The organism is Caulobacter sp. 10L414 (assembly GCF_056395525.1).
Genome location: NZ_JBFTJR010000009.1, coordinates 17906 through 42033 on the forward strand (window position 1 = coordinate 17906; position 24128 = coordinate 42033).

The window sequence follows — 24128 nt, forward strand, 5'->3', positions numbered from 1 at the left end:
GGTGGCGCTTCCTTCGGAATTCAGCAGTTTAGGCAAAATATTGTTCGGTTCTCGGGCGTGTCGGTTGAACGCGCACGGGAAAGGGCTAGGTTGTCGCCAAAAATTCGCGAGGAAATCCCATGGTCGGCGATAGTGACCGCAAGGCGAACCAACAGACGTCCAGCGCCCAGGGAACGGCCCTGAGCGCGGCTCTGGAAACGGCTTTCGGCGGTGCGCTCACCCCTGCCCAGGCCCAGTTCGCGGCCCTGGCCGCGGAAGACTGGTCGGCCGAGGAACTGCCCGGCGTTCAGGCCGGCGACGTGGCCGCCGAACTGGCCGCCCTCTACCGTTTCGCCGAGACCTCGGCCAACGAAGCCCTGGCCCTGCGCGTGCGCACCGCCAAGGGCGGCGACGTCCTCGAGATCGTCCAGCCCGACCGTCCCTTCCTCGTCGATTCCATCATGGGCGCCATCGCCGAGACCGGCTTCTCGGTCCGCGCCATGTTCCACCCGATGGTCGAGCTGGCCGGCCAGCGCCGCTCGCTGATCCAGGTGTGGCTGGAGCCCGTCGGCCAGGACCGTGAAGAGGCCCTGCTGACCGCCGTCCGCGACGCCCTGGCCGACGTCCACCGCGCCGTCGACGATTTCGACGCCATGCGCGCCCTGATGCGCCGCACGATCGACGAGCTGCGCGGCGCCCAGGTCGAGATCCCGGCCGAAGAGCGCGCCGAGGGCCTGGACTTCCTCGACTGGCTGGAAGGCGACCACTTCGTGTTCCTGGGCGCGCGGGTCTACGAATATCCCCGCACCGCCGACGGCGGCTACGCCGCCGAAGAGCCGCTCTATCAGCCCGAAGGCAGCCTGGGCGTCCTGCGCGACCAGGCCCGCACGGTCCTGCGCCGCGAAAGCGAGCCGGCGATCCTGTCGCCGCAGGTGCGCGACCACCTGCTGCTGGGCGCCCCGCTGGTCGTGGCCAAGTCGAACCTGCGTTCCAGGGTCCACCGCCGCGGCTACATGGATTACGTCGGCGTGCGCCGCTACGGCGCCGACGGCAAGCCCTCGGGCGAGGTCCGCTTCGTTGGCCTGTTCACCGCCGAGGCCTACGAGACCCCGGCCCACGAGGTGCCGCTGATCCGCCGCAAGGTCGAGCACGTGCTCGGGCAAGCCGGCAAGGATCCCGACAGCCACAACGGCAAGCGCCTGCGCAACATCCTCGAGACCTGGCCGCGCGACGAGCTGTTCCAGATCGAAGAGAGCGACCTGCTCGCGATGGCGCTGGGCGTGCTGCACCTCTACGACCGTCCGCGCGTGCGCCTGTTCACCCGCCGCGACCCGTTCGACCGCTTCATCTCGGCCCTGCTGTTCGTCCCGCGCGAGCGCTATGACTCCGGCGTGCGCCAGCGCGCCGGCGACCTGCTCAGCCAGGCCTTCGACGGCCGCGTCTCGGCCTACTATCCGAGCTTCTCCGACGCCCCGCTGGCCCGGGTGCACTACATCCTCGGCGTCAAGCCGGGCGTGCATCCCGATCCCGACCTGGCCGCGCTGGAAGCGGCCATCGCCGAGACCACCCGCACCTGGGACGACCGCTTCGAGGCCATCGTCCGCGAGCGCGGCGCCACCCGCCCGGTGGTCGACACCCTGGGCCGCTGGGCCGGCGCCTTCCCGCCCGGCTACCGCGACCAGTACGACGCGCCCGAGGCCCTGGCCGACATCGCCGTCGTCGACGACCTGAAGGCCGGCGAGGCCGTGCGCGTGCGGGCCTTCCGCCGCGACGGCGACGACGCCATGACCTTCCGCTTCAAGCTGTATCGTCCGGGCGCGGCCGCGCCGCTGGCCGACGTGCTGCCGATCCTCGAGCACATGGGCCTGAAGGCCCTGATCGAGGACGGCTTCAAGCTGAAGCCCACCGTCGACGGCCTCAAGGCCCCGACCTGGGTGCACGAGTTCGTGCTGCGCGACGAGGAAGGCGAGCACCTGTCGTTCGCCGACGTGAAGGGCGCCTTCGAGGCCGCCTTCGTCGCCATCTGGACCGGCAAGGCCGAGAGCGACGGCTTCAACCGCCTGGTGCTGGAGCTCGGCGTCGACTGGCGCGAGGCCGCCCTGGTGCGCGCCCTGGCCCGCTATCGCCAGCAGACGGGCCTCGACCCGTCGCAGGCCGTGCAAGAGGCGGCCCTGGCCGACAATCCGGGCGTCGCGCGCCTGATCCTGGATCTCTTCCGCATCAAGTTCGACCCGGCCATCGCCGCCGACCTGGCCGCCCGCAAGGTGCAGGCGCAGGCCGTGGCGGAGAAGATCACCGAGGCCCTGCAGGCGGTGGAAAGCCTGGACGCCGACCGCGTCCTGCGCCGCATCGCCGCCCTGGTCGGCGCGATCCAGCGCACCAACTTCTACCAGGCCGGCGAGGACGGCGGTCACAAGCCGCACATCAGCTTCAAGATCGCCTCGCGCGAACTGGCCGACCTGCCCGCGCCCAAGCCCTATCGCGAGATCTTCGTCTCGGCCCCGCACGTCGAGGGCGTGCACCTGCGCTTCGGCCCTGTCGCCCGCGGCGGCCTGCGCTGGTCCGACCGCCGCGACGACTTCCGCACCGAAGTGCTGGGCCTCGTTAAGGCCCAGCAGGTCAAGAACGCGGTCATCGTGCCGGTCGGCTCGAAGGGCGGCTTCTATCCCAAGCAGCTGCCGCGCGGCGGCGACCGCGACGCCGTCCAGGCCGAGGCCATCCGCGCCTACAAGACCTTCCTGTCGGGCCTCCTGGACATCACCGACAACATCGACGCCGACAACCAGGTGATCGCCCCGCCGGCCGTGGTCGCCCACGACGGCGAGGATCCCTACCTGGTCGTCGCCGCCGACAAGGGCACGGCCACCTTCTCCGACATCGCCAACGGCCTGGCGGAATCCTACGGCTTCTGGCTGGGCGACGCCTTCGCGTCGGGCGGCTCGGTCGGCTACGACCACAAGGTCATGGGCATCACCGCCCGCGGCGCCTGGGAAGCGGTCAAGCGCCACTTCCGCGAGCTGGGCAAGGACATCCAGGCCGAGCCCTTCACCGTGGTCGGCGTCGGCGACATGTCGGGCGACGTGTTCGGCAACGGCATGTTGCTGTCCAAGCAGACCAAGCTTCTGGCCGCCTTCGACCACCGTCACATCTTCCTCGATCCCGATCCGGATCCGGCCGTCTCGTGGGCCGAGCGCGACCGCATGTTCAAGCTGCCGCGTTCCTCGTGGGCCGACTATGACGCCAGCAAGCTCTCCAAGGGCGGCGCCATCGTGCCGCGGAACCAGAAGGAGATCCCGCTGTCGCCCGAAGTCCAGGCGATGCTCGACCTCAAGGCCGCCAGCGTCTCGCCGGCCGAGCTGATGACCGCGATCCTCAAGTCGCGCGCCGAGCTGCTCTATCTCGGCGGCATCGGCACCTATGTGAAGGCCAAGGGCGAGACCAACGCCGAGGCCGGCGACAAGGCCAACGACGCCATCCGCGTCAACGGTTCGGACCTGCGGGTCAAGGTCGTGGGCGAGGGCGCCAATCTCGGCCTCACCCAGGCCGGCCGCATCGAGTTCGCGCAAGCGGGCGGCCACTCCAACACCGACGCCATCGACAACAGCGCCGGCGTCGACAGCTCCGACCACGAGGTCAACATCAAGATCCTCACGGGCCTCCTGGAGCGCTCGGGCGAACTGACCCGTCCGGACCGCAACACGCTGCTGGCCTCGATGACCGACGACGTCGCCCATCACGTGCTGGAGCACAACTACGACCAGACCCTGGCGCTGACCCTGCTCGAAAGCGACAGCGCCGAGGAACTGGAGGCCCACGCCCGTTTCATGAGCGAGCTGGAGGCCCGCGGCCGCCTGGACCGCAAGGTCGAGGGCCTGCCCGACGCCACCGTGCTGGCCGACCGGGCCCAGGCCAAGAAGGGCTTGACCCGTCCGGAACTGGCCGTGCTGCTGGCCTACGGCAAGCTTGACCTGTTCGACGAGATCATCGCCTCGCGCGCGCCGGATGATCCGTGGTTCGAGACCACCCTGCGCGGCTACTTCCCGGGGGCGCTCGGCAAGTACGCCGACGCCATGCAGAAGCACCGCCTCAAGCGCGAGATCATCGCCACGGTGGTCGGCAACCAGATGGTCAACATGTGCGGCCCCACCTTCCCGGGTCGCCTGAAGGCCGCCGCCGGCTGCGACGTCGAGGCCCTGGTGGTCGGCTTCGCCGCCGCCCGCGAGATCCTGGGCGTCGACGCCCTGTGGGATCAGGTCTCGGCGCTGGACAACAAGGCCGAGGCCGAGGGCCAGACCGCCCTCTACAAGGCTTTGGCCTATGCGCTGCGCAGCCTGACCTTCTGGCTGGCCCGCCGGGCCTTCCGCGACAAGTCCAGCGTCCAGCATCTGGTCGAGGCCTACGGCCCGTCGGTGGCGGCGCTGAAGGGCCTCACCCCGGCCATCCTGTCGAGCTTCGAGCAGAAGACCACGGCCAAGCGCGCCAAGCTCTACGTCGCCGACGGCGCCCCGCAGCAACTCGCCGAAGCGGTCGCCGCCCTGCAGCCGGTGACCACGGCCGCCGACCTCGTCGACCTGGGCAACGCGTCCAGCTGGTCGGTCGAGAACGTCGCCCGCCTGTACCATCAGGTCGGCGCGGCCCTGGGCTTCGACCGCCTGCGCTGGGCGGCCGGCCAGTTCGTCGGCGGCGACAGCTTCGAGCGCCTGGCCGTCCGTCGCCTGATCGAGGACCTGCTGTTCGAACAGGCCGCCATCACCCAGGCGGTGCTGAAGTTCGCCGCCAACGCCCAGGCCGGCGACGACGAAGGCTCGGCCAAGGCCGCGGTGGCCTCCTGGGCCGCCCTGCGCGCCGACCGCGTCAAGGCCGCCAAGCGCACGGTGGAAGACATCGAGCAGGCCGGCGGCGGCTGGACCTTCGCCAAGCTCACCATCGCCAACGCGGCGCTGCGCGAGCTTTCGGTCCAGGGGTAGGAGCTGATCCTCCTCTCCCCCTGTGGGAGAGGGTGGCCCCGCGGAGCGGGGTCGGGTGAGGGGTCTCTCAGAAGTCAGACGCCGCGACAGCCGATCCGCTGTCGCGGCGTTTTTCGTTCGTGCGACCCCTCATCCGTCGACTGCGTCGACACCTTCTCCCGCAAGGGGAGAAGGAGATGCTGACGCCGCCCGCGACGCAGGCCACCATCCCGCCGTTTCCCGGGGGATCCATGGCCGAAGGCAAAGACCGCGTCATCCTGCTCGACGCCCTGCGGGGGCTGGGGGTGCTGGGCATCCTTCTGTGCAACGCGCCCGGCTTCGCCTTTCCGATGGAGGTCAGCGACAGCGTCCGCACCTGGCCGTTCGGGACCGGGCCGGAGACCATGTCGGTGTGGCTGGTCACCCAGTGGCTGTTCCAGCGCAAGTTCGTCGCCCTGTTCTCGATGCTGTTCGGGATCTCGATGTTCCTGGTCGGCGGAGAGAAGGGGGCGGAGGGCAGGGGCGGGCTGCTCTATCGGCGCCTCGGCTGGCTGGCCGTGTTCGGGATCGTCCACGGCCTGGCGATCTGGTGGGGCGACGTGCTGCTGAGCTACGCCCTGGCCGGGTTCGCCGTGGCCCAGGCGCGGTCGTGGCCGGCCCGTCGGCTGCTGGCGGGCGGCATCGGCCTCTGGGTCGCCTTCTCGCTGGTCACCTGGCTGGCGCTGGCCCTGCTGGCGCTGGTCCCGCCCGCCGACGCCGGCTCCGATGCCGCCGGAGAGGCCGCCCGGGCCGGGCTCGCCATCGCCGCCTATCGGGGCGACGTCCTGCAGTCCATGGCCGCCAACGCCGCCGACCGGCTCGAGATCCTGCCTTACGAAATACTGGTCTTCCTGCAGACGGCCGGCCTGATGATGATCGGCCTGGGGGCCTACAAGAAGGGCGTGTTCACCGGCCAGGCCTCGGGGCGGACCTATGGCGTGCTGATCGCCGTCGGGCTTTGCGCTCTGGCCCTGGTCGGCTGGCCCTATTTCGCCTTCGTGCTGAACGGCATGGGCGAGCGCGACCTGCGCCTGGCCGAGGGCCTGCAGATGGCGACCGCGCCCCTGACCACGCTGGCCTATGTCGGGCTGATGGTCCTGGCGATCCGCTCGGCGGGGGTCTGGCGGAAGATCCCCGCCGTCCTCGCCCCGGTCGGCCAGATGGCCTTCACCAACTACATCGCCCAGTCGCTGGTGATGACGGCGATCTTCTATGGCGGCCGCGGCCCTGGCCTCTACGCCCGCCTCGACCGCCCGGCCCTGGCGCTGATCGTCGTCGCGGTCTGGATCGCCCAGGTGCTGTGGTCGCGCTGGTGGCTCGCGCGCTTTTCCATGGGGCCGCTGGAATGGGTCTGGCGGCGGCTCTATCGGGGCCCGACGCGGTTGGGGCGTTCATAAACTCCCGTCATTCCCGCCCTTGTGGCGGGAACCCCTGGTTCCGTTCGCACGTGCGGCGCAAGCGGACTGCTCGGCAGTCCGCCCCTATTGGCCCGTGCGGCTGATAGAGAGGTTCCCGCCACAAGGGCGGGAATGACGTGCTGAAAAGTGGGCGGATGAATGAGCATGTCGAATAACCGCGTGTGTCATAGGGTTGTCGCCGGGCGGGACTAACGCGACCGCAAGACGTCGCGGGCGTCCAGTCGGGGAGTGCGTTCACATGAAGATCGATCGTCGCGGGCTTCTGGCCCTGCTCGGCTCCGGCGCGGCTGCGCCCGTCGCCGCCGCCGCTCCCAAGACCTTCGACGGCGAGGTCGTCTTCGCCCACGGCCTGGCCTCGGGCGATCCGCTGGCCGACCGGGTGATCCTGTGGACCCGCGTTTCGGCCGAGGGCGCGACCGCCCCGGTGGCCGTCCGCTGGGAGGTGGCGACCGACGAAGGCTTCAAGACCATCGTCGCCCAGGGCCAGGCGCTCACCGACGCAGGCCGCGACTGGACGGTCAAGGTCGACGCCACGGGCCTGAAGCCGGGCAGCGACTATCACTTCCGCTTCCGTCCGCTGAAGGCCGGCAAGCCGGTCGGCGAGGGGATCGCCGGGCGCACCCGCACCCTACCCGAGGCGGGCGTCAAGGACGTGGTCCTGGCCGTGGCCTCGTGCTCGCTCTATCCGAACGGCTACTTCACGGCCTACGACGCGATCGCCAAGTTGCCGCGCGTCGACGCCGTGCTGCACCTGGGCGACTACATCTACGAGTACGGCGGCGGTCCCAAGGACTACGGCATGAGCTCGCCGGTCGCGCCCCAGCGCCGGCCCGACCCGCCGCACGAGATCGTTTCGCTGAGCGACTATCGCCGCCGCCACGCCCTCTACAAGACCGACCCGATGCTGCAGGCCGCCCACGCCCGGGCGCCGTGGATCGTGGTCTGGGACGACCACGAGACCGCCAACGACAGCTGGATCGGCGGGGCCGAGAACCACGATCCCGACAAGGGAGAAGGCGACTGGGCCGCGCGCAAGGCCGCCGCCCTGAAGGCCTATTACGAGTGGATGCCGATCCGTGAACCGTCGGCCGGAGCCCTGCCCGAGGCCGCCTGGCGCCGCTTCCAGTTCGGCGACATCGCCACCCTCTTGATGGTCGAGACCCGCCTGTCGGCCCGCACCGAGCAGCTGGACTACGCCAAGGACCTGGCGTTCTCGGCCGACGGCAAGCCGCAGGTCGAGGCCTTCGTGGCCAAGTGGAAGGATCCGTCCCGCCGGCTGATGGGCGAGGGCCAGGAGCAGTGGCTGGCCCGCGAGGTCGACGCCTCGGTCAAGGCCGGCACCGCCTGGCAGGTGCTGGGCAACCAGGTGGTGATGGCCCGCGTCGCCGCCCCCAACCTCAAGGCCACAATGGGGGCCGCCAGGTTCGACGCCCTGGTCGCGGCCCTGCCCGACTACGCCAGGGGCCGGGTCGAGAAGGGCGTCGCCATGTCGGCCTACGACATCCCCTCCAACCTCGACGCCTGGGACGGCTATCCGGCCGACCGCCAGCGGGTCTACGACATCTTCAAGACCAGCAAGGCCGCCCCGATCGTGCTGGCCGGCGACAGCCACATGTTCTGGGCCAACGAGCTGTGGGACGACGCCGGCTCCAGCCGCGTGGCGGCCGAGTTCGGCGCCACCTCGATCACCTCGCCCGGCTATGGCGACCTGATGCCGGGCGCGCCGATCGGCGAGGCCTTCGTCCAGCGCAATCGCGAAGTGAAGTACGCCCACCCCAGCGCCAAGGGCTTCGTCCTGCTGACCCTGGAGAAGGGCCGCGCGACGGGCCAGCTGGTGGCGGTGTCGACCATCCTGTCGACCGAATACACGACCAGCGTGCTGAAGACCTTCGTGGTCACCCCGGCGGACGGCGGCGGGGTCAAGGCGCTCGCGGAGGCTTAGCGCCCGTCATTCCCGCCCTTGTGGCGGGAACCCCTGGTTCCGCTCGCAGGTGAGGCGCAAGCGGACTGCTCGGCAGTCCGCCTCATCCGCTCTTGCGGCTGATGGAGGGTTTCCCGCCACAAGGGCGGGAATGACGGGAGGTATGGTGGCTATCGCCGCTCCAGCGCCAGTCTCAGGCCGAACGCGATGAACACGCCGCCGCTGATGCGGTCGAGCCACCTCACCACGGCGGCCTCGCGCAGCAGGCCGGCAAGCGGCGCGGTGGCGGCGATCAGGAGACCGGCCCAGGCCAGGCCCAGCAGGACGTGGATCCCCGCCAGCATGGTCCCGAACACGCCGGGATTGGCCCCGGCCGGTACGAACTGCGGCAGGAACGAGATGTAGAACACCCCGACCTTGGGATTGAGCAGGTTGGTGAACAGGCCGCGCCGGAACGAGTCCGCGCTCCCGCCGCCGGTGGGCGACACCGCGCCGGGCTCGAAGCGGTCGCGCGGCTTCCACAACATCTTGACGCCCATCCAGACCAGATAGGCCGCGCCGGCCCATTTCAGGGCCGTGTAGGCCAGTTCCGAGGCGGTCAGCAGCGCCCCGGCCCCGAAGGCCGCTGCCATGCCCCAGACGAGGCAGCCCACCCCGATGCCCATGGCCGCGGCCGCCGCCCGGCGCGGGCCCTCGGTGGCGGCGCTGCGCAGGACCAGCGCGGTGTCGAGCCCGGGGGTGATGGTCAGCAGGCTGGCGGCCAGGGTGAAGGCCAGCAGGGCCTCAGGCGTGGTCATGGACGTGCTCTTCCTCCCGCTCGACCAGCTGGCCGTTTTCCCAGACCCGGTAGAAGCACGAGCGGAAGCCCACGTGGCAGGCCCCGCCGTCGCCCTGCGGGCGCACCTTGATGACCACGGCGTCCTGGTCGCAGTCGATGCGCACCTGCGTGACGATCTGCAGCTGGCCGCTGGTCTCGCCCTTCTTCCACAGGCCGTTTCGCGAGCGGCTGAAATAGTGGGCCACGCCCGTGTCGAGCGTCAGCTTCAGGGCCTCGTCGTTCATCCAGGCCAGCATCAGGATCTCGCCGGTGTCGGCGTGCTGCGCCACCGCCGCCACCAGGCCGCTTGCGTCGAAGCGCGGAGCAATGACGACGCCCCGCTCCAGGGCCTGCTTGTCGGGAGCGGAGGGGAAGATCTGGCTGGTCATCAAAGACATATGGCGCATGACCCCCAGTTCAGGCTAGCCTCCGCGCACCGGCGGGGGACGGGAACGACAGGGACGATGGACCTAAAGTCCAGGATCAAGGACGGCGTGGCGACGTTGGATCGCCGGATGCGTCCATGGGCTCAGCGCTCGCAGGCCAACGGCTGGGCCTACGAATTCCTGCTGTTCGGCCTCAAGCAGGCCTGGGCGTGCCTGTTCGGCGGCCTGATGCTGGTGCTGCTGGTCGGCACCTACCTGTTCTGGCCGCACGACGCGGCCCTGGCCCGCTACGACTTCCTCGTCATCGCTTCGGTGGCCATCCAGGCCCTGCTTCTGCTGCTCAAGCTGGAGCGCTGGGACGAGGCGGCGGTGATCCTGATCTTCCACATGGTCGGCACGGTCATGGAGATCTTCAAGACCGCCCACGGCTCGTGGATCTATCCCGAGGACAGCATCCTGCGGATCGGCGACGTGCCGCTGTTCACCGGCTTCATGTACGCCTGCGTCGGCAGCTACATCGCCCGCATCTGGCGGCTCTTCGACATCACCTTCATCCGCTATCCGCCGTTCTGGAGCGCGCACGTCCTGGCGGTGCTGATCTATCTGAACTTCTTCACGCACCACTATGTCACCGACATGCGGCTGGGGCTGTTCGTGCTGTCGGCCCTTTTGTTCGGCCGCACCTGGTTCGTGTTCACGCCCGACCGCGTCCAGCGTCGCATGCCGATGCTGCTGGGCCTGATGCTGGTGGCGCTGTTCATCTGGCTGGCCGAGAACCTGGGCACGGCCGCCGGCGCCTGGATCTATCCCAGCCAGCGCGAGGGCTGGCACATGGTGCCGATCGAGAAGCTGGGCGCCTGGTACCTCTTGATGACCATCAGCTTCGTGCTGGTCAGCCTGGTCCACCGCCCGCTCGACGCCTGCGTCGAACGCCTGCGCGAGGGCATCCGCGGGGCGGTGTAGGGGGCAGGTGTCCTTCTCCCCTTGTGGGAGAAGGTGTCGGCGAAGCCGACGGATGAGGGGTCTCTCAAACGCAAGACGCCGCGACAGCCGATCGGCCGTCGCGGCGTTTTTCGTGGGGGCGACCCCTCACCCGACCCCGCTGCGCGGGGCCACCCTCTCCCGCAAGGGGAGAGGGATCGCGTTATTTGCGAGCAACCAGGTCCATGAACCGCTGCTGCAGGACCTTGTCGGTCTTGAACACGCCGCGGAACTGGGTGGTGATGGTCGAAACGTCGTGGTGGTGCACGCCGCGGGTCGACATGCACTGGTGCTCGGCGTCGATCAGCACGGCGACGCCGGCGGCCGAGAGGTGGTCCTCGATGGCGTCGGCGACCTGCATGGTCATGGTTTCCTGGGTCTGCAGGCGCTTGGCGTAGATTTCCACCAGGCGCGCCAGCTTCGACAGGCCCACGACCTTGCCGGTGGGCATGTAGGCCACCCAGGCCTTGCCCAGGAACGGCGCCATGTGGTGCTCGCAGTGGCTCTGCACGTCGATGCCGCGCAGCATGACCATGTCGTCGTAGCCCTGCACGTCCTCGAAGGTGCGCGAAAGCTCCTTGGCCGGGTCGCCGTGATAGCCGGCGAACCACTCGCCATAGGCGTCGACCACGCGCTGGGGCGTGTCGAGCAGGCCTTCGCGGTCGGGGTTGTCGCCGGCCCAGGCCAGCAGCGTGCGCACGGCGGCCATGGCTTCGTCGCGGGTGGGGCGCTGGGCGGGTTCAAGATCAAGACCGGCGTCATCAGAGCCGATCAGGGTTCGCTCGCGGGTCAGGGCGTCCATGTTTTGGCGGGGGTTCTTTCCACGGGCTGAGTTGCGCCAGAACGCCTGTCGTCCTGGAATTACGCGTGCCACCCGTTAAAGGGCGCGCCTTTCACGTCGCAAAGACGTGGTTCCAAGACGCGCTCCCCGCTATATGGGTCCGGTTTTTCGTTCCGACAACACCCTTCCGCTGCGTCAAGGCGACCGAGTTTTCATGACCATCAGGCTCTACGACACCATGGCGCGCGAGAAGCGCGACTTCGTTCCCGCCGATCGCGACCGGGTGACGATGTATGTCTGTGGACCGACGGTCTACGGCTACGCCCACATCGGCAACTTCCGTCCGGTGGTGGCCTTCGACGTGCTGTTCCGCCTGCTGCGCCACGAGTTCGGTGACGAGGCGGTGGTCTATGCGCGCAACGTCACCGACGTCGACGACAAGATCAACAAGAAGGCCGCCGACGAGGGCGTCGAGATCAAGGTCATCACCGACCGCTATCTCGCGGCCTACCACCAGGACGCCGACGCCCTGGGGGCGCTGCGCCCGACGCTGGAGCCCAAGGCCACCGACCACATCGGCGCCATCGTCGAGATGATCGGCAAGCTGGTCGACAACGGCTCGGCCTACGCCGCCGACGGCCACGTGCTGTTCGACACCCAGAGCTTCGCCGACTACGGCCAGCTTTCCGGCCGCCCGCTGGACGAGATGATCGCCGGCGCCCGCGTCGAGGTCGCGCCCTACAAGCGCCACCCGGCCGACTTCGTGCTGTGGAAGCCGTCCAAGGAGAACGAGCCGGAGTGGGAAAGCCCCTGGGGCGCGGGCCGCCCGGGCTGGCACATCGAGTGCTCGGCGATGATCGACAAGCAGTTGGGCCTGCCGATCGACATCCACGCCGGCGGCATCGACCTGCAGTTCCCCCACCATGAGAACGAGGTGGCCCAGGGTCGCTGCGCCCACGGCCTGCCGACCTACGCCCGCTACTGGATGCACAACGGCTTCCTCGACATGGCCGGCGAGAAGATGTCCAAGAGCCTGGGCAACGTCATCATCCCGCACGAGCTGGTGAAGACCGTGCCGGGCGAGGTGGTGCGCTGGGCCCTGCTGAGCGCCCACTACCGCCAGCCGCTGGACTGGACGCCCGAGCTGCTGGAACAGAGCCGCAAGTCGCTGGACCGCCTGTACGGCGCCCTGCGCCGCGCCAAGGACGTCACCCCCGACCAGGCCGTCGAGGCCCCGCAGGAGGTGATGGACGCCCTGTGCGACGACCTCAACACGCCGGCCGCCACGGCCAAGCTGTTCGAGGTCTCCAGCGCCATCGAGAAGGCCGTCACCGCCGGCGACCTGACCGAGGTGGCGATCCACAAGTCGCGCCTGCTCGAGGCCGGCGCCCTGCTGGGCTTCCTGCAGGCCGATCCCGACAGCTGGTTCGAAGGTGACGCCTCCGACGAGCTGAAGGCCCAGGTCGAAGACCTGCTGGCCCGCCGGGTCGCCGCCCGCACGGCCAAGGACTGGACCGCCGCCGACGCCATCCGCGGCGAACTCGACGCCCTGGGCGTCGTGGTCATGGACAGCCCGACCGGCGCCACCTGGCGCATGAAGGACTGATCTCGCAAGAAAGGCCCCCTCCGACGAGGGGGCCTTTTTCCTATCCGTAAAATCCCCGCGAAAGCGGGGACCCAGGCTTTTTCTGAAACGCCTGGCGCCCGACGACAAAACACCTGGGCCCCCGCTTTCGCGGGGGTTTTGCGGGTTTGGTGTTCCTCGCTCGCGAAGCCCCTACCGCGCCGTCGACCCGCCGTTCTCCGGATCCGGCGGCAGGCCCGTCTTCGGGTCGCGCGGCACGGGCGCGAAGCCCTCGGCGATGAACAGGTCGGTGCGGCGGCTGCGCTTGGCGTCCAGCCGCACGCGGACGATCTCGTCGCCCGAATGGGCCCTGAAGTCCTGCTCGATCTTGGCGCGGTAGACGCCTTCCAGGCTGGCCACCAGCGCCCGGCGGCCGTACTCCGGCGTCAGCGGGGCCTCGGTCTCGGCCTGGTTCTGCGGATGGGCCTCGTGCACCCAGATGCGCAGCGGCGGCGCGCCGAACGTGCCCCAGTAGTCGCGGCCGTAATAGGCCGCCACGTTGAACAGGAAGCGGTCGTCGACGGTCACCGAGGTCACGCCGACGCCGGCCTGCTCCTCGCGGGCCCGGTCGATGATCGCCTGCACCGTCTGGTCCCAGCCGCGCACCCGCTTGAAGGCGTTCGACAGGCCGATGCCGTCGGCCAGGCGCGGGTTGGTCAGGCAGGCCAGGAACAGGCCGGCGAACACGCCCTGCACCGCAAGGCCGGCGATCAGCCACTTGCGTGCGCCCCAGCGCATCATCCAGCCGGCCGCCAGCACCGAGCCGGCGACATAGGCCGCGGCCGCCCAGTTGGCGTTGGCGCGGCTGACGAAGGCCTGGCCGGCCACGGTCAGCAGCGGCGGCAAAGCAAAGCACAGCAGCAGCACGTCGGCCGGCTGCAGCTTGCGGCGGAGGGCCAGCACGATGCCGCCGCCCAGCAGCACGCCGAAGGGCAGGGGGCCGAACACCCCGAACTGCGAGCCGATGAACTCGACCAGCTCGCGCGGATTGAACAGCGAGTGCGAGCCCCAGTTGGCGTTGGCGGCGGTGTGCTCGACCGTGGCGAACTTGTGGGCGGCGTTCCAGATCAGGTTGGGCGCGAAGACGGCGATCAGCACGCCGAAGAAGGTCAGCGCCATCGGCCAGGTCCACACCTTGCGGGCCTCGCGCGACAGCAGCACGTGGGCGCCGATGCTGGCCAGCAGGTAGACGGCCGCGTACTTCGACAGGAAGGCCAGGCCCAGCGCCGCGCCCAGGCCGGCGGCGACCAGCAGGCGCTTGCGGCCAGGCTCGGCGGCCGGCAGCGAGACGTAAGCCCAGATCGTCAGCGCCAGGAAGAACAGCAGCGGGGCGTCGGTGCCGATCACCGCCGACGACAGGGCCACGCCCGGCATCAGGGCGTAGACGGCCGCGGCCGCCATGCCGGTCCATCCGCCGTAGAGGCGGTTGGCGATGCGATACAGCACCAGCGCCGTGGCGCCGTGCAGCAGCGGCGCGCCGACCCGCAGCCAGGCCTCGGCGTCACCGCCGATCTGGGTGGTCAGCCAGATCACCCAGGCCACCATCGGCGGCTTGGAATAGTAGCCGAAGTCCAGGGTCCGCGACCAAAGCCAGTACTGGGCTTCGTCCGGGTACAGTTCCAGCGGCGTGGAAAAAATCGCCAGCACCCGGACGATTGTCAGCAAGCCCGCCGCGATGGCGGTCAAGCGCCAGGCGCGGGCTTGGGAATCTTTGGCGGCGTAAGGGCTGGCGGTCATGCGCGCTTCTTACCGAAGTAAGTGAAATATGACTAATTCTTCCGCAAGCGACGGAGGAATCTGGCGGTTTCTGGGCCATCGTGGCCTTTCCGTCACCAAACCTTCGAAATGTTTCGCTAAACCCCACAAACGATGCGGTTTGATGCTCACTTTTTCGGGCTCGCGTCAAAGAATGAGGGGATCCTTGCATATGAAGACGAAAAAAATCGCCTGCCTGGCGTCGACCGCGCTGGTCGGCAGCCTGCTGGCGTCGACCGCCGCTTTCGCCCAGTCGACCGGCACCGACGCCGTCGAGGCCATCGTCGTCACGGCGACCACCACCCGCAACCAGAACGGCGCGATCGTTTCGCAGACCGTGCCGAAGGCGCGCTCGACGATCACGCAGGAATTCATCTCCCGCCAGGTGCCGGGCCAGACCGTTCTGGACTCGCTCAACCTGATGCCGGGCGTGAACTTCACCAACAACGACGCCTTCGGCTCGGCCGGCGGCGACATCAACATCCGCGGCTTCGACAGCCAGCGCGTCGCCCTGCTGCAGGACGGCATCCCGCTGAACGACAGCGGTAACTACGCCATCTACCCGAACCAGCAGCTGGACTCGGAACTGATCTCCAAGGTCGACGTGAACCTGGGCACGACCGACGTCGACAGCCCGACGGCCGCGGCCGCCGGCGGCACCATCAACTACGTCACCCGCAAGCCGTCGGAAGACTTCGGCGCTACGATCGAGCTGCAGGGCGGCCAGCAGAACTTCAAGCGCTTCTTCGGCGTGATCGACACCGGCGCCGTCGGCCCGCTCGGCACCAGCGCCTGGATCAGCTACGCGGAAGCCAAGAACGACGTGTTCAACGGCCCGGGCAAGATCCACAAGAAGCAGTTCAACGCCCGCATCTATCAGCCGATCGGCGACAACGGCGACTTCGTCAGCCTGATCGCCAACTACAACGAAAACCGCAACAACTTCATCAACCGCATGTCGCTGGCGGCCTTCCAGGCCGGCACGGGCGTCGGCTACACGGACTCGGTTTCGGGCACGAGCGCGGCCGGCGCCTGTAACCGCGCCACCCCGGTCGCCGGCACCGCTCAGGTCGATCTGAACACCGGCACCTGCTACAAGTACAACATCAACCCGTCGAACACGGGCAACATCCGCGGTCAGTCGCTGTTCCACATCGGCGAGAACCTGATCGTCACGGCCGACCCGTACTTCCAGTACACCCTGGCCAACGGCGGCGGTCGCGCCCTGTTCCGTGAAGACGGCACCGGCACCGGCAACGGCTTCATCCGTGGTTCGTCGCTGACCGGCGCCCTGGACCTGAACGGCGACGGCGACACGCTCGACACCGTCCTGCTGTACGGCCCGAACATCACCAACACCCGTCGTTACGGCATCACGTCGTCGGCCATCTGGAAGTTCTCGGACAGCCAGAGCATCCGCGCCGCCTACACCTACGACACGGCCAACCACCGTCAGACCGGTCAGTACACGACCTTCGACCTGCAGATGAACCCGAACGACGTGTTCGGCGGCAAGGACGGCTACGGCCAACCGATCCGCCTGTCGGACGGTTCGATCCTGCGCCGTCGTGACCGCGTCTCGGTCGCCACGCTGAACCAGTTCTCGGCCGAGTACCGCGGCAAGTTCATCGAAGACAAGCTGCTGGTGAACGTCGGCATCCGCGCGCCGTTCTTCAAGCGCGACCTGAACAACTTCTGCTACCAGGTCGACACCTTCAACGCGTACTGCACCAACCAGGCCCCTACCGCGGTCGCCGGCACCGACGACGGCAACGGCCAGACCCTGGTCACCCTGCCGGGTCAAGGCACCACCCAGTACGGCCGTCCGCGCAAGTTCACGCGCAAGTACGACGACATCCTGCCGAACGTGGGCGCCAGCTATAAGTTCACCGACAGCCAGTCGATCTACGTCAGCTACGCCCAGACCCTGTCGGCGCCGCGTACGGACGACCTCTACGACCGCAAGATGACGGACCCGGATCCGGAAACCGCCAACGTCTACGACATCGGCTACCGCTTCCAGAACTCGACCGTCCTGTTCGCGGCCTCGGTGTACTACAACGACTTCACCAACCGCATCGAGCGGGCGTTCAACGAGCAGGACAACATCGCCTTCTCGGTCAACGTGGGTGACGTGGTGCTGAAGGGCTTCGACGCCCAGTTCGGCGTTCGTCCGGCCAGCTACATCGGCTTCTACGCTTCGTTCTCGTACGTCGACTCCGAGATCCAGTCGAACATCCCGGGCACCTCGCTGGGCAGCACCCTGCCGACCAAGGGCAAGGAACTGTACGAGACCCCGAAGTACCAGGGCGGCCTGCGCGTCGACTGGGACGTCACCGACGCCTTCAGCGTCGGCGTTCAAGCCAAGTACGTCGGCGAGCGCTGGACCAACCTGACCAACACCGAAAAGGTGCCGAGCTACGCTCTGCTGGACCTGGACGCGCGCTACACCCTGGAAGCCATCGGCGCCAAGGGCTCGTACGTCCAGCTGAACGTCAAGAACCTGACCGACGAGAAGTACCTCGGCGACCTGTCGGTGAACCCGTCGGGCACCGGCCTTGGTCAGCCGGGCTACCCGCGCACCGTCATGGTCACCCTGCACGCCAAGTTCTAATCCGAACCTGGACGCAGAAAGACGGAAGGGCGGCTCTTCGGAGCCGCCCTTTTTCTTTTGTCGCACCAATTTGCTAGAACCCGCGCTTGACCCCCGGTCCCCCAGGGGCCATCTGCGCCGCTCCGTTTGACCAGGCTTTCGAAAATGACCCTCACCGTTCCCGCCGAGTGGGCTCCGCACCGCGCCATGTGGCTGGGCTTCCCCAGCCATGGCGAGCTCTGGCAGGAAGACCTCGAGCAGGCGCAACAGGAGGTCGCCGACCTCGCCCGCGCCCTGGCCGGCCCGGGCGGCGAGCGCGTGCGCCTGATGGTGGTCGGCGACGAGGCCGAGGCCGCCGCCCGCGCCCTGCTCTCCGACACCAGCGTCGAGATCGTCCGCGGCCAGTTCGGCGACATCTGGCTGCGCGACACCGGCCCGATCTTCACCGAGACCGCCAAGGGCGCCTCGGCGGCCGGCTTCAAGTTCAACGGCTGGGGCGGCAAGTACGACCTGGAGGGCGACGACATCGTCGCCGAGCAGATCGCCGCGGCCTCGGGCGCGCCGCTGGTCCGCAACGACTTCATCCTGGAAGGCGGCGCCCTCGACCACGACGGCCTGGGCACCATCCTGACCACCCGCCAGTGCCTGCTGAACGCCAACCGCAACGCCGGCTGGGACGAAGCCTCGGCCACCTCGGCCCTGGCCGCCGCCCTGGGCGCCAGGAAGGTGCTGTGGCTGGGCGATGGTTTGCTCAATGACCACACCGACGGCCACGTCGACAACCTGGCCCGCTTCGTCGCGCCCGGCGTCGTCGCCTGCCCCATGGCCTTCGGCGCCGACGATCCCAACGCCGAGGTCTATGCCGAGACCGCCCGCCTGCTGGGCGCCATGACCGACAGCCGCGGCTCGCCGCTGCAGGTCGTGCGCATCCCCTCGCCGGGCAAGATCCTGGACGAGGACGGCGAGCCGATCCCGGCCTCGCACATGAACTTCCTGATCGCCAACGAGGCGGTGATCGTGCCGATCTACGCCGAGGAGTCGGGCGCCTTCGCCGTCGAGGTGATCAAGGGCCTGTTCCCCGAGCGCCAGGTCATCGGCCTGGCCTCGACCGCGATCCTCACCGGCGGCGGTTCGTTCCACTGCATCAGCCAGCAAGAACCCGGAGAGTAAGTCGAATGACCCGCACGCTCAGCGTCGCCGCCATCCAGACCTCCTACGGCATGGACCTGGCGGCCAACATCAAGAAGACCGAAGGCTTCATCCGCGAGGCCGCCGCCAAGGGCGCGCAGGTCATCCTGCCGTCGGAGCTGTTCCAGGGGCCGTACTTCTGCGTGGCGCAGGAAGAGCGCTGGTTCGCGCAGGCCCATCCGTGGCGCGAGCACCCGGTGGTGAAAGCCATCGCGCCCCTGGCCGGCGAGCTGGGCGTGGTCATTCCGATCTCGATCTTCGAGCGCGAGGGCCCGCACTACTTCAACAGCCTGGTGATGGCCGATGCGGATGGTTCGCTGCTGGGCGTCTATCGCAAGAGCCACATCCCCGACGGTCCCGGCTACATGGAGAAGTACTACTTCCGGCCGGGCGACACGGGCTTCAAGGTCTGGGACACGCGTTTCGGCCGCCTGGGCGTCGGCATCTGCTGGGACCAGTGGTACCCCGAGGCCGCCCGCGCCATGGCCCTGATGGGCGCGGAGGCCCTGTTCTACCCCACCGCCATCGGCAGCGAGCCGCATGACGCCAGCCTCGACACGGCTCTGCCGTGGCGCCGGGCCATGCAGGGCCACGCGGTCAGCAACGTGATCCCGGTGATCGGCGCCAACCGCATCGGCTTCGAGCCCTGGGACGGCTATCCCAATGGCGGCCAGACCTTCTACGGCTCGTCGTTCATCGCCGACCATCGCGGCGACCTGGTCAGCGAGCTGGGCCGCGCCGACGAGGGACTGGTCAACGCCACCTTCGACCTCGACTTCCTCACGACCCACCGCGCCGCCTGGGGCTTCTTCCGCGACCGCCGTCCGGAATTCTACACCAGCCTCGCCGGCCCCCGCCCGACGGCCTGACGCCGACGACACGGGCCATGCGGACCAACAACGAAGGGCGGGGGAGACCCCGCCCTTTTTCGTGCGCGCCATCATGCTGGAGCGGCAGCGCGCGAGCCCAGGCGCACGACTGAACCGCGCCGGCCTGAAAGCTTCACCGATGTCCAGAAAGGTCCTTGGTGGAGCCGAGGGGAATCGAACCCCTGACCTCCTCATTGCGAACGAGGCGCTCTACCATCTGAGCTACGGCCCCAAGGAAGCGCGGAGATACGGTGGCCTGGAGCGTCCGTCAAGCGGCAGTTGCAGGGGGCGGTGAAAACAGCGCGGCCTTGCCAGGGCGGGCGGGGGCGGGCAAGAAGTCGGTCGCTGGGGCTCGCCGGCTTTCGACGGCGACGTCGAGGCTTGGCAGGCGGGTTCCCGATCGCACATCCCGAGCGTGGCAGGCCCCGAAACCGTACATATCTTCGGTGGCCACRCTCCAGCACGGAACGCACATGGCCCCGCTGATCTACTTCGTCTTCTTCATCCTCAACGCCCTGCTCGGCCTGCTGAAGTGGGCGGTGATCATCAGCGCGATCATCAGCTGGCTGGTGGCCTTTGACGTCATCAACCTGCGCAACAACGCGGTCTATCAGATCAGCCGCTTCCTCGACGCGGTGACGCGGCCGCTGCTGGCCCCGCTGCGCAAGGTTATCCCGCCGCTGGGCGGCGTCGACATCAGCCCGATCATCCTGATCCTGGTGATCATCGGCGTGCAGAGCTTCCTGCTGTTCCCGCTGCGCAACACCCTGCTCGGCATCCTCGGCTGATCCAGCCGTGACCAGCGCCGTCCTGGCCGTGCGCCTGACCCCGCGGGGCGGGCGCGACGCCGTCGACGGCTGGGCGGCCGACGCCGACGGCCGGCCCTATCTGAAGGTGCGGGTCAGCGCCCCGCCGGTCGAGGGCGAGGCCAACGCCGCCCTCGTCGCCTTCCTGGCCAAGCGCCTGGGGCTGTCGCGCTCGGTCGTCCGCGTGGCCGCCGGCGCGACCGCGCGCCTCAAGCGGCTGGAGATCGACGGCCTGTCGTCCGCAGACCTCGAGCGCCTGCTGGGCCGTCCCGGCTGACCGTTTCCCGGGCGGGGTGCGGCCAATTGCCCGGCAGCCCCTTACCGCCCTCGCCAAGCCCCCCGACGGCGTGCCATTGAGAGAATGGCGTTCTTTCACGCCCTCTTAGCGTCTGTCGCCCATAGTCGGGGCGAGAAATTCCACGGTTTCGAGGCCAGCGGGGGCTGCGCTATGCGCGGAAGGGCCATCAACGCGAAGGATCGCCAGGCGGCGATGATCCACGCCGCCGCGGCGCGGCGCGGCAACGTCTATCTGCGCCTGACCGCCACGATCTCGATCGCCGTCATCCTGCACGTCTTCATCGGCATGAAGTGGGTCTGGGCCTGGGCGGCGGTCTATACCGTGGCCCAGCTCTTCGAGCTTTGGCTGTTCCAGAAGCTGAAGGCCGCGCCCGAGCGGTTCCTGACCGGCTGGCGGGCCTGGTCGTTGGCGATCATGCCGGCGATCACCTCGATCATCTTCGGGGCCCTGGCCCTGCCGCTGTTCGCCTCGCACCAGCGCTTCGCGCCCACCCTGGGCGGCATGCTGCTGGCCGGGGCACTGCTCAACGTCATCGTCGTCAATGTCAGCCTGAGGTCGGCCACCCTGGCGGCGGCGATCCCGCATGTCGTCTACCTGCTGATCGCGCCGTTCATCGGTCGGGCGGCCAATCCCGAGGCGCCGCTGGCCAACGCCCTGTGGTTCGGCGTGTTGCTGCTGATCCTGTCGGTGGCCGTGGCCGCCCGCACGCTGGAGGCCGCGCTGCGGGCCGAGGAGGCCGCCAAGGCCGAGGCCGAGCGCCGCCGCCACGAGGCCGAAGAAGCCGTGGCCGCCAAGAGCGCCTTCGTGGCCATGATCAGCCACGAGCTGCGCACCCCGATCAGCGCCATTCTGGCCGGCGCGGCGCGCCTGCACAGCGAGGTCCCCGAGGCCAGCGCCAAGGTCCACGCTCAGCTGATCGCCGACGCCGGCGGCATGATGCGCACCCTGCTCAACGACCTTCTGGACTTCTCGCGCCTGGAGGCCGGCCGGATGGCCGTCGAGCGCGCGCCCTACGACCTGCGCCAGGCCCTGGCCGACACCCTGCGCCTGTGGCGGCCCGAGGTGCAGAAGAAGGGCCTGCGCCTGCGTATCGAGGGCGCGGCGGGCCTGCCGCGCTGGGTGGCCGGCGACAGCCTGCGGCTGCGCCAGGTGCTCAACAACCTGCTGTCCAACGCCATCAAGTTCACCGAGCGCGGCGAGATCGTCGTGACCCTGGCCGCCCACCGCCAGGGCGAGGGCTGGACGCTGGAGATCGGCGTCGTCGACACCGGCCGCGGCATCGAGCCCGAGGCCCTGCCGCGCCTGTTCACCCCCTTCGACCAGCTGACCGCCGAGGTCGTGCGCCGCCATGGCGGTTCGGGCCTGGGCCTGGTGATCAGCCGCGAGCTGGCCCGGCTGATGGGCGGCGACATCACCGTGGCCAGCGAGGGCCTGGGCAGGGGCGCGAGCCTGCGCCTGACGGTCCGCGTCGACGAGGCCCAGACGCCGCCGGTCGCGGCCAGCGCCGCCTCGATCGCCGGAACCCGGGTGCTGGTGGTCGACGACCACGTGGTCAACCGCCGGGCCGTCGAGCTGGTTCTGCAGACCTTCGGCGTCACGCCGGTGCTGGCCGAGTCCGGCGAGCGGGCGCTGGAGCTCCTTGGGGCCGGCGCCTTCGACGTGGTGCTGATGGACGTCTACATGCCGGGCCTGGGCGGTCGCGAGACCACCCGCATCCTGCGCGGCGAGCCTGGTCCCAACCGCGACGCGCCGGTCATCGCCGTCACCGCCTCCTCGACCCCCAAGGACTGGGACGCCTGCCGCGCCGCCGGCATGGACGCCCATGTCGCCAAGCCGATCGACCCGGCCCAGCTGCACGCGGCCCTGGTCGAGGTGCTGTCCAATCCGCCGGCCCGCACCGCGGCGGCCTAGAGGCCCAAAAATTCACCTCTCCCCAAGGGAGAGGTTTGATCTGAGGCGCTCCACCAGCGCCGCCTCGTCCTTCATCTGGCATTCCCAGATCGTCTCGACCCGCCAGCCGGCCGCCGCGAGGGCGGCCTCGTTGCGCTCGTCCCGGGCCTTGTTCCGGGCCACCTTGGCCAGCCAGTAGTCGCGATTGGCCTGGGGCACGCGCGCGCCCCGCTTGCAGTCGTGGCCGTGCCAGAAGCAGCCGTGGACGAAGAACGCCAGCCTGCGGCCGGGCATCACCACGTCGGGCGAACCGGGCAGGTCCTTGCGGTGCAGGCGGTAGCGCGCGCCCAGGCCCGTCAGCAGGCGTCGCAGGGTCTTTTCCGGCGTGGTGTCCTTGCTCCTGACCCTGGCCATGACGGCCGAGCGCTTGGCGGGGTCGAAGACGTCGGTCATGGCGCGCTCAGGGCCGCGTGATGCGCGGAAAGCGGCCCAGGCGCAGCGTGCCGGTCAGCAGCAGCACGCCCAGCTGCTTGATCCCCGGCAGGCGCGACATCGGCGTGAACCCGAACGTGCGCACGGCCGGCCAGAACCAGCCGCGCGACTGGAACAGCGGCGTCAGCGCCTTGGAAGCCAGCTGGTAGAGGCCTACATGCCGGCGCCGGTCGGCCTGCCAGCCCTTGAGCGCGGCGGGCGAGGGCGTCGCCGCCAGCCGCTCGGCCAGCTCGACGGCGTCCATCAGGGCCAGGTTCGCGCCCTGGCCCAGCTGCGGGCTGGTGCCGTGGGCGGCGTCGCCGATCAGGGCGCAGGCCCCGACGTCCCAGCGGCCCACCGACACGTCGCGATAGACCGCCCGGGAGAAGCCGGTCCAGTCGTTCCTGCCGGCCAGGGCCTGCGCCAGGCCCGGCCACAGCGGCGCCAGGCGCTGGTCGCGCCAGCGGGCGAAGTCGCCGGCCAGGAAGGCGTCCATGTCGGCCACGGGCACCGACCAGAACACCGCCGTGCAGTTCTCCTCGCCGTCCGGCCCCAGGCCCACCGGCAGGGCGCCGCACATCACCTCGGCCCGGTGATAGACCTGCCGCAGGGCGCCGGCGAAGCGTTGGTCGGGATCGGCGATGCTGGTCCACACCGCGCCCCACGGATAGACCGGGGCGCGGGCCCGGGGCTTCAGCGCCCCGCGCAGGGTCGAGGCCGAGCCGTCGGCCACCAGCACGATGTCGAAGGGGCCGAAGGATCGCCCGGCCTCGTCGTGCAGCACCGGCCTTGCGGCGTCCTCCAGCCGGGTGATCCGCGCGCCGGTGACGACCTCGACCCCGGCCGGGGCCAGGGGCGCGTGCAAGGCGTCGAACAGCGCCGCGCGGTGGATGCCCACGCCGTGCGCGCCCGGCCGCCAGTCGGCGTAGTCCAGGGCCATCACCCGGCGGCCGTGGCTGTCGTGGCCGATCAGTTCCTGCACCGGCGCGCCGGCGGCGCGGACGGCGTCCTCCAACCGCAGCGCGCGCAGGGCCGCAAGGCCCGTCGGTTGCAGCAGCAGGCCCGAGCCCACCGGGCGCGGCTGCTCGAAGGCCTCCAGCAGCGTCACGGCGCAGCCCTTGCGGGCCAGCGCCAGGGCCGCGGCCATGCCGCCGACGCCGCAGCCGACGATGCCGATCTTGAGCTTGGTCATGGAAGGGGAGGCGCGTTCAATCGCGCGATCGACGATCCGGTCGCCATGTCAGGTTCCCATCCTTCGTCATCCCGGAAGCCGCGCAGCGGCTATCCGGGACCCAGGGGCGAGCGACGAAGCGGCGGCCCCTGGGTCCCGGCTCTCCGCTTCGCTCCGGCCGGGATGACGGCCGGA

The 24128-nt window shown here is 69.4% G+C and carries 17 protein-coding genes and 1 tRNA gene; 11 read left to right on the forward strand and 7 right to left on the reverse strand.

The annotated features are described in order from the left end of the window. Positions 1-119: 119 nt before the first annotated feature. The 3 genes from AC1DCG_RS04900 to AC1DCG_RS04910 all read left to right on the forward strand — a co-directional run bounded on the left by AC1DCG_RS04900 (position 120) and on the right by AC1DCG_RS04910 (position 8324). Positions 120-4946: an NAD-glutamate dehydrogenase gene (locus tag AC1DCG_RS04900; protein ID WP_477029224.1), complete on the forward strand. Its 4827-nt coding sequence runs from the start codon at positions 120-122 to the stop codon at positions 4944-4946. Between the two features lie 176 nt (positions 4947-5122). Next, positions 5123-6361 (forward strand): DUF418 domain-containing protein, encoded by a 1239-nt coding sequence (locus AC1DCG_RS04905; RefSeq protein ID WP_477029225.1) that lies wholly within the window; start codon positions 5123-5125, stop codon positions 6359-6361. 259 nt (positions 6362-6620) lie between these two features. After that, entirely contained in the window at positions 6621-8324 is a 1704-nt protein-coding gene (locus AC1DCG_RS04910) for an alkaline phosphatase D family protein (RefSeq protein WP_477029226.1), read from the forward strand. 149 nt (positions 8325-8473) lie between these two features. Here the strand turns inward: AC1DCG_RS04910 and AC1DCG_RS04915 are convergent, their stop codons facing one another. Continuing rightward, on the reverse strand, positions 8474-9100 hold the full coding sequence (locus tag AC1DCG_RS04915) for a LysE family translocator (protein WP_477029227.1): 627 nt from the start codon (positions 9098-9100) through the stop codon (positions 8474-8476). Beyond that, positions 9087-9509 carry a phosphoribosyl-AMP cyclohydrolase gene (gene hisI / locus AC1DCG_RS04920; protein WP_477029228.1) on the reverse strand — a complete coding sequence of 141 codons (423 nt, stop codon included), beginning with the start codon at positions 9507-9509 and terminating at the stop codon, positions 9087-9089. The genes AC1DCG_RS04915 and hisI overlap by 14 nt, the downstream gene beginning before the upstream one ends. Before the next feature lie 75 nt (positions 9510-9584). Here hisI and AC1DCG_RS04925 point away from each other — a divergent pair, with 75 nt between their 5' ends. Further along, a complete protein-coding gene (locus AC1DCG_RS04925; protein WP_477036766.1) occupies positions 9585-10469 on the forward strand; it encodes a DUF817 domain-containing protein in 885 nt (294 codons plus the stop codon). Positions 10470-10650: 181 nt separating this feature from the next. Here the strand turns inward: AC1DCG_RS04925 and folE are convergent, their stop codons facing one another. Further along, complete coding sequence (gene folE, locus AC1DCG_RS04930) at positions 10651-11289, reverse strand: GTP cyclohydrolase I FolE (protein ID WP_165261325.1); 639 nt, start codon at positions 11287-11289, stop codon at positions 10651-10653. Positions 11290-11482: 193 nt separating this feature from the next. On the opposite strand from folE, the gene cysS reads away from it, so the two are divergent. After that, positions 11483-12874, forward strand: coding sequence for a cysteine--tRNA ligase (cysS, locus tag AC1DCG_RS04935; RefSeq protein WP_165261323.1), 1392 nt, complete (start codon positions 11483-11485; stop codon positions 12872-12874). A gap of 171 nt (positions 12875-13045) precedes the next feature. On the opposite strand, the gene AC1DCG_RS04940 is transcribed toward cysS, so the two are convergent. Then, positions 13046-14629 carry an ArnT family glycosyltransferase gene (locus tag AC1DCG_RS04940; RefSeq protein WP_477029231.1) on the reverse strand — a complete coding sequence of 528 codons (1584 nt, stop codon included), beginning with the start codon at positions 14627-14629 and terminating at the stop codon, positions 13046-13048. Positions 14630-14819: 190 nt separating this feature from the next. Here AC1DCG_RS04940 and AC1DCG_RS04945 point away from each other — a divergent pair, with 190 nt between their 5' ends. The 3 genes from AC1DCG_RS04945 to aguB all read left to right on the forward strand — a co-directional run bounded on the left by AC1DCG_RS04945 (position 14820) and on the right by aguB (position 19297). Then, positions 14820-17261, forward strand: coding sequence for a TonB-dependent receptor (locus AC1DCG_RS04945; protein WP_477029232.1), 2442 nt, complete (start codon positions 14820-14822; stop codon positions 17259-17261). Between the two features lie 144 nt (positions 17262-17405). Next, positions 17406-18410, forward strand: coding sequence for an agmatine deiminase family protein (locus AC1DCG_RS04950; protein WP_477041401.1), 1005 nt, complete (start codon positions 17406-17408; stop codon positions 18408-18410). 5 nt (positions 18411-18415) lie between these two features. Continuing rightward, positions 18416-19297, forward strand: a complete 882-nt coding sequence (aguB, locus tag AC1DCG_RS04955) for an N-carbamoylputrescine amidase (protein ID WP_165261315.1) — start codon at positions 18416-18418, stop codon at positions 19295-19297. 156 nt (positions 19298-19453) lie between these two features. Here the strand turns inward: aguB and AC1DCG_RS04960 are convergent. Beyond that, a tRNA-Ala gene (locus AC1DCG_RS04960) sits at positions 19454-19529 on the reverse strand. Between the two features lie 241 nt (positions 19530-19770). Here AC1DCG_RS04960 and AC1DCG_RS04965 point away from each other — a divergent pair. The 3 genes from AC1DCG_RS04965 (at position 19771) to AC1DCG_RS04975 (ending at position 22312) form a co-directional block, all read left to right on the forward strand. Further along, on the forward strand, positions 19771-20085 hold the full coding sequence (locus AC1DCG_RS04965) for a YggT family protein (protein WP_477029234.1): 315 nt from the start codon (positions 19771-19773) through the stop codon (positions 20083-20085). Between the two features lie 7 nt (positions 20086-20092). Then, positions 20093-20380: a DUF167 family protein gene (locus AC1DCG_RS04970; protein ID WP_477029235.1), complete on the forward strand. Its 288-nt coding sequence runs from the start codon at positions 20093-20095 to the stop codon at positions 20378-20380. A 213-nt stretch (positions 20381-20593) separates the two neighbouring features. Further along, positions 20594-22312 (forward strand): ATP-binding protein, encoded by a 1719-nt coding sequence (locus tag AC1DCG_RS04975; RefSeq protein ID WP_477029236.1) that lies wholly within the window; start codon positions 20594-20596, stop codon positions 22310-22312. 12 nt (positions 22313-22324) lie between these two features. On the opposite strand, the gene AC1DCG_RS04980 is transcribed toward AC1DCG_RS04975, so the two are convergent. After that, positions 22325-22744 carry a very short patch repair endonuclease gene (locus tag AC1DCG_RS04980; protein WP_477029237.1) on the reverse strand — a complete coding sequence of 140 codons (420 nt, stop codon included), beginning with the start codon at positions 22742-22744 and terminating at the stop codon, positions 22325-22327. A 7-nt stretch (positions 22745-22751) separates the two neighbouring features. Beyond that, positions 22752-23954 carry an FAD-dependent oxidoreductase gene (locus tag AC1DCG_RS04985; RefSeq protein ID WP_477036769.1) on the reverse strand — a complete coding sequence of 401 codons (1203 nt, stop codon included), beginning with the start codon at positions 23952-23954 and terminating at the stop codon, positions 22752-22754. Positions 23955-24128: the final 174 nt, after the last annotated feature.

What these genes read in the sequence shown, in the direction of transcription:
- hisI (WP_477029228.1), bottom strand. Translation starts at nt 9,509, where the DNA reads ATGACCAGCCAGATCTTCCCCTCCGCTCCCGACAAGCAGGCCCTGGAG.
- AC1DCG_RS04905 (WP_477029225.1), top strand. Translation starts at nt 5,123, where the DNA reads ATGCTGACGCCGCCCGCGACGCAGGCCACCATCCCGCCGTTTCCCGGG.
- AC1DCG_RS04915 (WP_477029227.1), bottom strand. Translation starts at nt 9,100, where the DNA reads ATGACCACGCCTGAGGCCCTGCTGGCCTTCACCCTGGCCGCCAGCCTG.
- aguB (WP_165261315.1), top strand. Translation starts at nt 18,416, where the DNA reads ATGACCCGCACGCTCAGCGTCGCCGCCATCCAGACCTCCTACGGCATG.
- AC1DCG_RS04950 (WP_477041401.1), top strand. Translation starts at nt 17,406, where the DNA reads ATGACCCTCACCGTTCCCGCCGAGTGGGCTCCGCACCGCGCCATGTGG.
- AC1DCG_RS04940 (WP_477029231.1), bottom strand. Translation starts at nt 14,629, where the DNA reads ATGACCGCCAGCCCTTACGCCGCCAAAGATTCCCAAGCCCGCGCCTGG.
- AC1DCG_RS04985 (WP_477036769.1), bottom strand. Translation starts at nt 23,954, where the DNA reads ATGACCAAGCTCAAGATCGGCATCGTCGGCTGCGGCGTCGGCGGCATG.
- cysS (WP_165261323.1), top strand. Translation starts at nt 11,483, where the DNA reads ATGACCATCAGGCTCTACGACACCATGGCGCGCGAGAAGCGCGACTTC.
- AC1DCG_RS04980 (WP_477029237.1), bottom strand. Translation starts at nt 22,744, where the DNA reads ATGACCGACGTCTTCGACCCCGCCAAGCGCTCGGCCGTCATGGCCAGG.
- AC1DCG_RS04945 (WP_477029232.1), top strand. Translation starts at nt 14,820, where the DNA reads ATGAAGACGAAAAAAATCGCCTGCCTGGCGTCGACCGCGCTGGTCGGC.
- AC1DCG_RS04925 (WP_477036766.1), top strand. Translation starts at nt 9,585, where the DNA reads ATGGACCTAAAGTCCAGGATCAAGGACGGCGTGGCGACGTTGGATCGC.
- AC1DCG_RS04910 (WP_477029226.1), top strand. Translation starts at nt 6,621, where the DNA reads ATGAAGATCGATCGTCGCGGGCTTCTGGCCCTGCTCGGCTCCGGCGCG.
- AC1DCG_RS04975 (WP_477029236.1), top strand. Translation starts at nt 20,594, where the DNA reads ATGATCCACGCCGCCGCGGCGCGGCGCGGCAACGTCTATCTGCGCCTG.
- AC1DCG_RS04965 (WP_477029234.1), top strand. Translation starts at nt 19,771, where the DNA reads ATGGCCCCGCTGATCTACTTCGTCTTCTTCATCCTCAACGCCCTGCTC.
- folE (WP_165261325.1), bottom strand. Translation starts at nt 11,289, where the DNA reads ATGGACGCCCTGACCCGCGAGCGAACCCTGATCGGCTCTGATGACGCC.
- AC1DCG_RS04900 (WP_477029224.1), top strand. Translation starts at nt 120, where the DNA reads ATGGTCGGCGATAGTGACCGCAAGGCGAACCAACAGACGTCCAGCGCC.